Below are 8,652 nucleotides of genomic sequence, written 5' to 3'. Positions count from 1 at the left end.
GTGTCGTCGACCTGATCTGCAGCCAGCATGGCGGCTAGCACCGGCATGTGTAGCGGATCGCCCGAGGACGATGGCGAGGGCATCGGGTGCCAAGTGTCGCCCCGATCGAGCCGGCGGGGCCTCTTCTTGCCAATACCTGCCGGAATGACGTCGTGACGATCCAACGGACATCCGCCGCGCTGTCGCGGCGCGACATACTCGCGGCGGCGATCGTCGCCACGAGCGGCGCGGCGATCGCGGGCACGCCAGTAGCGGGCACACCGACCTCCGCCTTGACGGGGACGCAGTGGCGCGAGGACATCCGTTTCCTGTTCGAGGGACTGCGCCGCCGGCATCGCGACTTGTTCCACCACACGCCGGAGCCGAGGTACCGAGCGGGCATCGAGAACCTGTGCGCGCGCTGCGGCGAGATGGAGTCGTGGCGTGTCATCGCCGGAATCCAGCACGTCGTCGCGCTGGCGGGCGACGGTCACACCTTCCTGTTCGCCAAAGGCCTGTATCGATCCTATCCGTTCGAAACGGCGTGGTTCGGCGATGAAATCCGGGTGGTACGCACAGCTCCGGAATACGGCTGGCTGCTCGGCTCGCGCATCGAGCGTTTGGACGGTCTCGGCCCGCGTGCGATCGCAAGGCGGCTCGACCGGGTCATCCCACAGGCAGAGACGCCATGGTATGTCCTCGGGCAGCGACCGGATCGCCTGCGGCGGGCCGAGCTGTTGGCAGCGCTCGGCGTAGCGAAGTCACCCGATCGGATCACTCTCGAAGCGACGAGCGCGACCAGCGTGCATAGCGAGCACGTCATCGAAGCGATGTCCGGCGGCAAGGCCGACGATGGGTTGGCGCATGCGCTCGGCCCTCGCCTGCCCGACCTTCCCGACCGCGGCTTCGCTTGGCGCAGGCTCGAGAACGGCAGCGTCGTTCATCTCAATTTCCGCGGCTACGAAAACCTTCCGCAGCTGGCGGCACGGTTCTTCGCGGACCTGCACGGTGCACCCCCTCGTGTGCTCGTCATCGACCTTCGCGAGAACTCGGGCGGTAACTACACGCTGCCGAGAGAGCATATCATCGCGCCGTTGCAGGAGATGCCTGCGCTTAACCGCGCCGGACGACTGTTCGTGCTCATCGGGCGCAAGACCTTCTCGGCGGCGATGACCAATGCGACCGATTTTCGGCGCGAGACCGAGGCTCTTCTGGTCGGCGAGCCGGCGGGCGCGCGGCCGAACGGATACCAGGAACTACAGACCTTTACGCTGCCGAACTCGGGCCTGAAGGTCGGCTGCTCGACCGCAGCCTATCGCTTCGGGGCTCCCGGAGACCTTGCAGTCGTGCCCGACCTCCCGGTGGCGCCCGACTGGACATCCTTCGCACGTGGCAGGGACATCGCTCTGGACGCTGCAATCGCCCATTGGCGATCAACCGCGGCGTGAGCGAACCCCCACGAGAATCCGGCGCGCGCGCCGCTCGCACGTCGCGTCTTTTTCAGCGACCCTATCTGCTGCTGGTCTGTGCGGCCCTCGCCTGGGGCGGCAACGTCGTGGCCAGCCGCATGGCGGTCGGCGAGATTTCGCCGATGCTCCTTGCAGGGGCACGATGGTTGTTGGTCCTCGTGCTCCTGGGGCTGACCTGCAGGCGGCAGATCGTCGAAGCCGCGCCGACGCTCCTTCGCCATCGATACAGGGTCCTGGGCATGGGAGCGATCGGCTTCACCGGAAACAGCGCGCTGAGCTATCTAGCCGCCCATCATACCAGCGCGGTCAACCTTTCGATCGTCCAGGGGACGATTCCCGTGCTTGTGCTGCTGGGCGGGCTGGTATTCCATCGCGAGAGAATTGCCGCCGGCCAGGCGATCGGGGTCGCGGCCAGCGTGGCCGGCTGCCTGGTAGTCTCGAGCAGGGGCCGCCTGGAGACCCTTTCCGCCTTCAAGCCCGATGCCGGTGTCTTGATCATGCTGGGTGCCTGCGTTTCCTACGCAAGCTTCACGGTGATGCTGCGCGGCCAGGATAGCGGACGGGGCAACAATGCCGTCGGGTTGCTTTTCGGCCTCGCGACCGCCGGGTGCATCACGTCGTTGCCGCTAATCGGGATCGAGGCTGCGGCAGGGACGCTACAACTGCCGTCGCTCAAGGGTTGGATGATCCTGCTCTACGTCGCGCTGATCGCGTCGCTGCTCGCCCAGATGTTTTTCATTCGGTCGGTCGCACTGATCGGACCGAGCCGGGCAGGCCTGTTCATCAACCTCGTTCCGGCATTCGGCGCCCTGCTCGCGGTGCTGCTCCTGGGCGAGGCCTTCGGGCTCTACCAAGCCGTGGCGCTGCTATTCATCCTGCTGGGTATAGCGATCGCCGAGATATCGCGTGCCCGGTGATTGCCGACGGCCCTGTCCGCTGCGTCGATGCCGAACGCGGATCTTCCACACCCTACGGGCACCGCTCGCCGCGCCATCATCCTCCCGAAGGGCATAGCCGATGAAGCTACCCGCCATCCTCATTTCGATCGTCCTCGCGCTTGGAGCCGGATCGGCAAGCGCGGGGACACGCTTCGCCGACGTCGCGCTCTCCCCGGATGGGACGCTTGTCGCGACGATCGAGGCAAGGACAGGCGTGGCCAATGCGGATCATCCGGCCATCGTGATACGGGCCGTGCGGAGCGGACGAGAACTCCAGCGGCTCGATCCATGCCTCACCTGTACCTATTCCAGCCCTGCCTGGGGGCGGGGCAACATGTTGGCGTTCGTCGCGCGAGAGGCTGCGGGGCGGCGGACGTCGGTCTACCTGATGCGCGGCCGCGTCGCGCGACGCGTCGCGGACTTCGAGGGCCTCGCTACCGCGCCGCGCCTCTCGCCGGACGGCACGCGGTTGGCAGTGCTGGTCACGGAGGGGGCGGCCAAGGAAGTCGGAGCAACCCAGGCGGGCCGGCGCCAAGTCGGCGAGATCGGCGCCATCGCGGACGAGCAGCGGATCGTCATCATCGACGAGCTTGCCGAGGGCAAGCCTGCCCGCGCCAGGATGCTGACGGCACAGGACAGGTATGTGTACGAGTTCTGCTGGGCTCCGGACGGCCGGACGTTGGTCGCGACGAGTGCGCGGGGCGACGGCGACGCCAACTGGTGGGTTGCCTCGCTTGATGCCTTCGATGTGACGAGCGGCAGGCGCAGGCAGATCCTTGCCGGGTCCTCGCAGATGCGGTTCCCCGTGATCTCTCCCGACGGCAGCCAGGTGGCATTCGTCGGCGGTCTCATGAGCGACTACAGCGAAGCCGGCGGCGACATCTGGACCGTCCCTTTTGGAGGCGGCACGCCCGTCAACAGGACGAAGGGATCAACCTACACGACGTCGTTTGTCGAATGGACCGGCGGTGGCCTGCGTGCGGTGACCCAGGCGGGTCCGGCGGCGTCCATCGGCACCTTCGGGTTCAAGCGGGGATTGGCACGCACGTGGACGCGGCAGGCAAGCTTCGCCTCGGCGCATGGACCGGTTGCGTTCAGCGCCGACGGCACGGTCGCCGCGATGGTGATGCAGGACTTTACCAATGCGCCCGAAATCTACGCCGGTCCGATCGCAGCACTACGCAGGATCACCAGCGCCAACACGGACCAGGCCCCGCTGGTTCGGGCGCGCAACGTCGTCTGGCAGAGCGACGGTCGCTCGGTGCAGGGCTGGCTGCTCGAACCAGTCACGAGGCAACCAGGAGAAAGCGCGGCGCTGATCGTCAATGTCCATGGCGGACCTGCCAACATGTGGTTGCCGAACTTCATCGCGCGCGGCGGCATTACGGCCGCGCTGGTCGAGAACGGCTATGACGTGTTCCTTCCGAATCCCCGGGGCAGCTACGGCGCGGGCGAGGCCTTTACCGCCGCCAACAGGCGCGACTTCGGCGGCGGGGACCTTCGCGATATCCTGGCCGGTGTCGACGCGGTCCAGCGGGCGGTGCCGATCGACCCCGCGCGGATCGGCCTGATGGGTCGGAGCTATGGTGGATACATGGCGATGTGGGCGAATACCCAGACCAGCAGGTTCGCCGCGATCGTGGCGATCGCCGGGATTTCCAACTGGATCAGCCTCTATGGCACCAATGGAATCAACGAGTGGATGATCCCCTATTTCAGCGTCTCGATGTACCGCGACCCCGAGGCTTATTCGCGCATTTCACCGCTGACCCATATCCTGAAGGCCAGGACCCCGACCCTGATCTATGTCGGCGAGCGCGACATCGAGGTCCCGGCCACGCAATCGCTCGAATATTGGCGGGCACTGAAGGACCAAGGCGTCGAAACGTCCCTCGTCATCTATCCCGACGAAGGTCACGAGATTCGAGGTACAGACAGCGCCAGCGACTCGCGCAGGCGCACGGTCGCGTGGTTCGACAGGTTCCTGGGGCGATCGACTTCCGGGGAAGCCGCGCCACCTCACGCCACGGATAGCCGCTAGGTGCCGCATCGGCGTGCGTTGGCCGGCAGGTTCCACGATGTTGGCGAGTTCGAGGTAGTTGCGCCGTCGCGCGCCGGGCAATCATTGTCGCGATGATGAGTGCGGCGGCGTTTCGCCAGGTCTCCAACAGTGGCAAGGATTGGCATGTCGAGGACGTTCACCCGCGCGGAATTCTACGACCTGGTGTGGTCGAAACCCATGACCCGCCTGGCGAAGGAGTTCGCGCTCTCGGACGTCGCACTCCACAAGATATGCAAGAAGCACGACATTCCGAACCCGCCGCTCGGATGGTGGGCGAAGAAGGCCGCCGGCAAGGCAGTCAAGCAAACCCCGCTCCCGAACGCCAAGGCTGGCATATCCGACAGGATCACGATCGCTGCCGGCGAACTGCGGCCGGAGCCCGAGCTGATCGCGACCGCCCGCGAGAATGCCCGCCTGCTCGCGTCGTCCATCGATGGAGAGGCGGTCTTGCCGGCAAACCCGATCGTCGATCGGACGATCGCCCAGCTCCGCAAGGCGAAGCCTTCCGCGATCAATGGACTTGTTACCGTGGAAGGCTTGAACGTCGTCAAGGCGAGCGTCGCACCGGCCTCGATCGACCGCCTCGAACTCGCGCTCGGCCGGATCGCCGCGGCGGCGGAAGCCCTGGGGATCAAGCTGGCGCGAGGCGAGAAGTCGGCGAGCTTCCAATGCGACGGCGAGACGATCGCTTTCTCGATCAGCGAAGGCGTCCGACGCGAAAAGCATGTGCCGACCGAGAAAGAATTGGCCGAACAGGAGGCGGCCCGGAAGCGACGCGCGCGGCGCTGGAACAGCCCCGGCAGCTGGGACGACGACGATTTCGCCTTCTCGTCGTTGCGCGGGCCCGAATGGGATTATCACCCGACCGGCCAGCTCGCGTTCGAGCTGGAGCAGTCATATCTGCTCGGCGGCAGCCCCCGGCGTTCGTTCAGGGATGCCAAGGTCCAGCGGATCGAGACCATGGCGAGCGACATCGCGGTCGGCATCGCCGTGCTGGCTGCCGCGAAGAAGGACGACCGGCTCAAGCGCGAGGAGCAGGCGCGGCGGGACGCGGAGGCGCGGCGGCTGCGCGAGCTGGCCCTGCGCCGCGACCACATCGCCGAACGCCGCGGCAAGGCGCTGGACGAGGTGCTCGAGGAGATGGCCTCGCTCGATCGGCTGAGGCGGCTGGTCGCCAATCTGCGCGCCGAGAATCTGGCAGAGCGAGCCGGGCGCGTCGCCGAATTCCTGGTGATGGCCGAGCGCCGGCTGGCCTCGCGCGAAGCGGCGCTTTCGGCTGACGGCCTCGAGCAGCGCTTCGAGAAGAACAAGCTGTTCGGCGATGATGACGACCACGCCTTCCGGCCGCCTTACGGCTATTATTGAGCAGGTGGTCGGATGGCTCGTCCGGGCACGTCCGGCCTTTTCCGGGCGATGTGTTGGTGCTATTGATGGTGCCAGCGATTTCCCACTTCGGATTTGCGTGGAAAATCAACCTCTTGGGTGCCCAGTAGGAGTGTTCTTCTGGCACCATTTTCCTATCGCAATAGATTCTCGCCGCTCGGCCAAGAAGCCGAGCGTCGCTTTATTGCGTCGTCAACGGTTTGGCGATTGCGCGGATCGCTTTCAGCCCTGTGCCGAAGCGGGCGATCTGCGCGCGATGCGCCGCAAGTTCGCTATAGGGCAGGTAAGAGATATCGAGATCGGCGATGCGCCTGAATGCAGGTCGGGCGACCTGCGCGCGCACCTCCTTTTCGCGGTCGTCCGGCGCGACAAGGAACAGCCCCGCCGCCGCATGGAAGCCGCTGCCGCTCAAGGCGAGATCGAGCATGCGGACGATGCCCGAATAGATCGATGTCGAATGCTCGACCTCATAGGCGGCCGCGACGCGCGGCGAATCCTTCTCGAGCCAGAGCACGTCGATCAGCCGGATCGCGTCGGCGCCGGGCGCGGTGGCGATTTCCGGCGGAAGATGGTCGAGGCAGTGCGTGCCAAGCGCCGTCCCGCCGTACAGTCGCCCGCGATCGTTGGCGGCGATCCACACGCGATAGCCCAGCGCGAGCCCGAGATCGCGTAGCCAGGCCTGCATCTCGCTATGGCTGCGATCGTTTTCACCCTGCTTTTGCTGAAGTTTGTTGAACGTCGCGGCTTCGGTTCGGACCGCGTCGAGCCGCGCGCGCCAATCGTCCGCACCCGCATCGTCGATCGGCGGCGGCGGATAGCGGCCGGTGCCGATATCGAACAGCAGCCCGCCGATCGCGCCGAGATCGTTGGACAGGAGATCGCGATATTCCTCGTTGAGATCGACAATCGCGCTGCGCATCGCCAGGAATTGTTCCCAATTGCCAAGCTTCACCTTCGCGCCGGTGAGCGCGTTATACCCCTTGACGATCGCGGTGTTGAACGGCGGGATCAATGTCGGGTGGAGGAAATAGAGCAGGTTGGCGACGGCCGGCCCGAGCCCCCGAATGCGCAACGCGTCGATCGTGCGAATCTGCTTGATCACATCGTCGGCGCTGCCGCAGCAAAGGCAATTGTCGAGCAGTCGGCCGAAGGCGCGCTGGTTGGCGGGATTCTCGTAAATGTCGGGAATGCGCAGCTTGGGCTTCCACAGAAAGGCGTGGTCGGCGCCTTTGAAGATCTGGCGCTGCTCGGCGATCGAATGGACGACGGTTTCGAGCGATGATCCGCGATAGGCCACCCCGAAGCTGCCCGCGGCGATCTCGGCAACGATCTGCTGGATACCGCGGCGGATCGAGCGGAAATTCTTGAGCCGCTCCTCCCACAGAAACCAGCTACGATAGGATGCGTCGTCGTCGAGGCGCCAGCATTCGATGAGTTGCCGGATCAGCGCCGATCGATCGTTCATGTATCAAATCCCCCATGTCGAACGCGCGTGGAAATGCCGCGTCTCGTTCGATCCCAGGGGGTGGGGGCGGAGCTAAGCCGCGCCCCCGGATCGCTTGTCTCTTCTACTTCCCCTTCGCCCCATTCCCCGCCACCGTCAGCACCGCCAGCGCCAGCGTCTCCGCCCCGCGCTTGATCGTCGGCTCGGGCACCGGGGCGAAGAACGGCGAGTGGTTGACCGGCAGCGGCTTCCCCTCGGCCTTGTAGCGCGCGATCATCGCCGGATCGTAGCCGCCCACCGCGAAGAATACCGAGGGCACGCCCTCGTCGATGAACACCGAGAAATCCTCGCTGGCGTTCCCGCCCGGCAGCGTCGGCGGGACATAGGCCGCATCCTTGCCGAACGCCGCCGCCATCACCGCTGCGGTGCGCGCCGACAGCGCTGCGTCGTTATGCACCGCATTGGTGCCCGACGGATGCGTGATCGCCGGCTCCGGCGCGCGCGCCATCGCCGCCGCCGCGCGCGCGGTGCGCTCGACCCCGTCGATCAGCAATTTGCGCGTCGCATTGTCGTGCGAGCGCAGCGTGAGCATCAGATCGGCGTGGTCGGGGATGATATTGTCGACCGTCCCACCGTTGAACGCGCCGACCGTCACCACGCCGAACGCATTGGGATCCTTCTCGCGGCTGATCACGCTCTGCACGTCGGTGACGAAATGGCTGCCGATGACGATCGGGTCGATGCTCTTGTCGGGCATCGAGCCGTGCGCGCCGACCCCGTTGAAGGTGATCAGGATCTTGTCCGAGGCGGAAGTGACCACCCCGTCCTTCACGATCACCTGACCGAGCGGCATCGGCCCGACATGCGCGGCGAAGCCGTAATCGGGCTTGGGCCAGCGCTTGAACAGCCCGTCGGCGATCATCGCCTTGGCGCCGCTCACCGTCTCCTCGCTCGGCTGGCCGACGAACATCAACGTGCCGTGCCACTGGTCCTTGATCGCGACCAGCGCGGCCGCGGCGCCGACCCACCACGCCATATGGCTGTCATGCCCGCAGGCGTGATCGACGAAGAAGGTCTTGCCGTCCTTCTGCTGTTGCGCGCGGCTGGCATAGGGAAGGCCGGTCTTTTCCTCCATCGGCAGCGCGTCGAGCTCGGTGCGCACCAGCACGGTCGGCCCCTCGCCGTTCTTGAGGATCGCGACGAGGCCGGTCTTGCCGACCCCCTCGGTGACGGTGAAGCCGAGCTTGCGCATCTCGGCGGCGAGCAGGCCGGCGGTGCGCGTCTCCTGGAAACCGAGCTCGGGATGCTGGTGGAGATCCTTATAGAGCGCGTCGAGATGCGGATATTGCTTGTCGAGCGAGGCCTGGATCCGCGCCT

Annotated in this window: 6 protein-coding genes; 4 read left to right on the top strand and 2 right to left on the bottom strand. The window is 66.0% G+C overall.

Annotated elements, in window-relative coordinates; genetic code table 11:
* Nucleotides 1-152: 152 nt before the first annotated feature.
* The 4 genes from BGN95_RS23320 to BGN95_RS23305 all read left to right on the top strand — a co-directional run bounded on the left by BGN95_RS23320 (nucleotide 153) and on the right by BGN95_RS23305 (nucleotide 5,813).
* Nucleotides 153-1,427: a S41 family peptidase gene (locus BGN95_RS23320; protein ID WP_286774162.1), complete on the top strand. Its 1,275-nt coding sequence runs from the start codon at nucleotides 153-155 to the stop codon at nucleotides 1,425-1,427.
* On the top strand, nucleotides 1,406-2,365 hold the full coding sequence (locus BGN95_RS23315; protein ID WP_286774161.1) for a DMT family transporter: 960 nt from the start codon (nucleotides 1,406-1,408) through the stop codon (nucleotides 2,363-2,365). The genes BGN95_RS23320 and BGN95_RS23315 overlap by 22 nt, the downstream gene beginning before the upstream one ends.
* Nucleotides 2,366-2,465: 100 nt before the next feature.
* Entirely contained in the window at nucleotides 2,466-4,427 is a 1,962-nt protein-coding gene (locus BGN95_RS23310; RefSeq protein ID WP_286774160.1) for a S9 family peptidase, read from the top strand.
* A gap of 144 nt (nucleotides 4,428-4,571) precedes the next feature.
* Nucleotides 4,572-5,813, top strand: coding sequence for a hypothetical protein (locus tag BGN95_RS23305; RefSeq protein ID WP_286774159.1), 1,242 nt, complete (start codon nucleotides 4,572-4,574; stop codon nucleotides 5,811-5,813).
* Nucleotides 5,814-6,012: 199 nt separating this feature from the next.
* Here the strand turns inward: BGN95_RS23305 and BGN95_RS23300 are convergent, their stop codons facing one another.
* Nucleotides 6,013-7,296, bottom strand: a complete 1,284-nt coding sequence (locus BGN95_RS23300; RefSeq protein ID WP_286774158.1) for a type II restriction enzyme NmeDI-related protein — start codon at nucleotides 7,294-7,296, stop codon at nucleotides 6,013-6,015.
* A 103-nt stretch (nucleotides 7,297-7,399) separates the two neighbouring features.
* Nucleotides 7,400-8,652 (bottom strand): amidohydrolase (locus tag BGN95_RS23295; RefSeq protein ID WP_286774157.1); only part of this gene is annotated, 1,253 nt, incomplete at its 5' end.

It is taken from the genome of Sphingomonas sp. 66-10, assembly GCF_001897045.1.
Classification (GTDB): domain Bacteria; phylum Pseudomonadota; class Alphaproteobacteria; order Sphingomonadales; family Sphingomonadaceae; genus Sphingomonas; species Sphingomonas lycopersici.
This window is presented reverse-complemented; position numbering and strand designations above follow the sequence as displayed.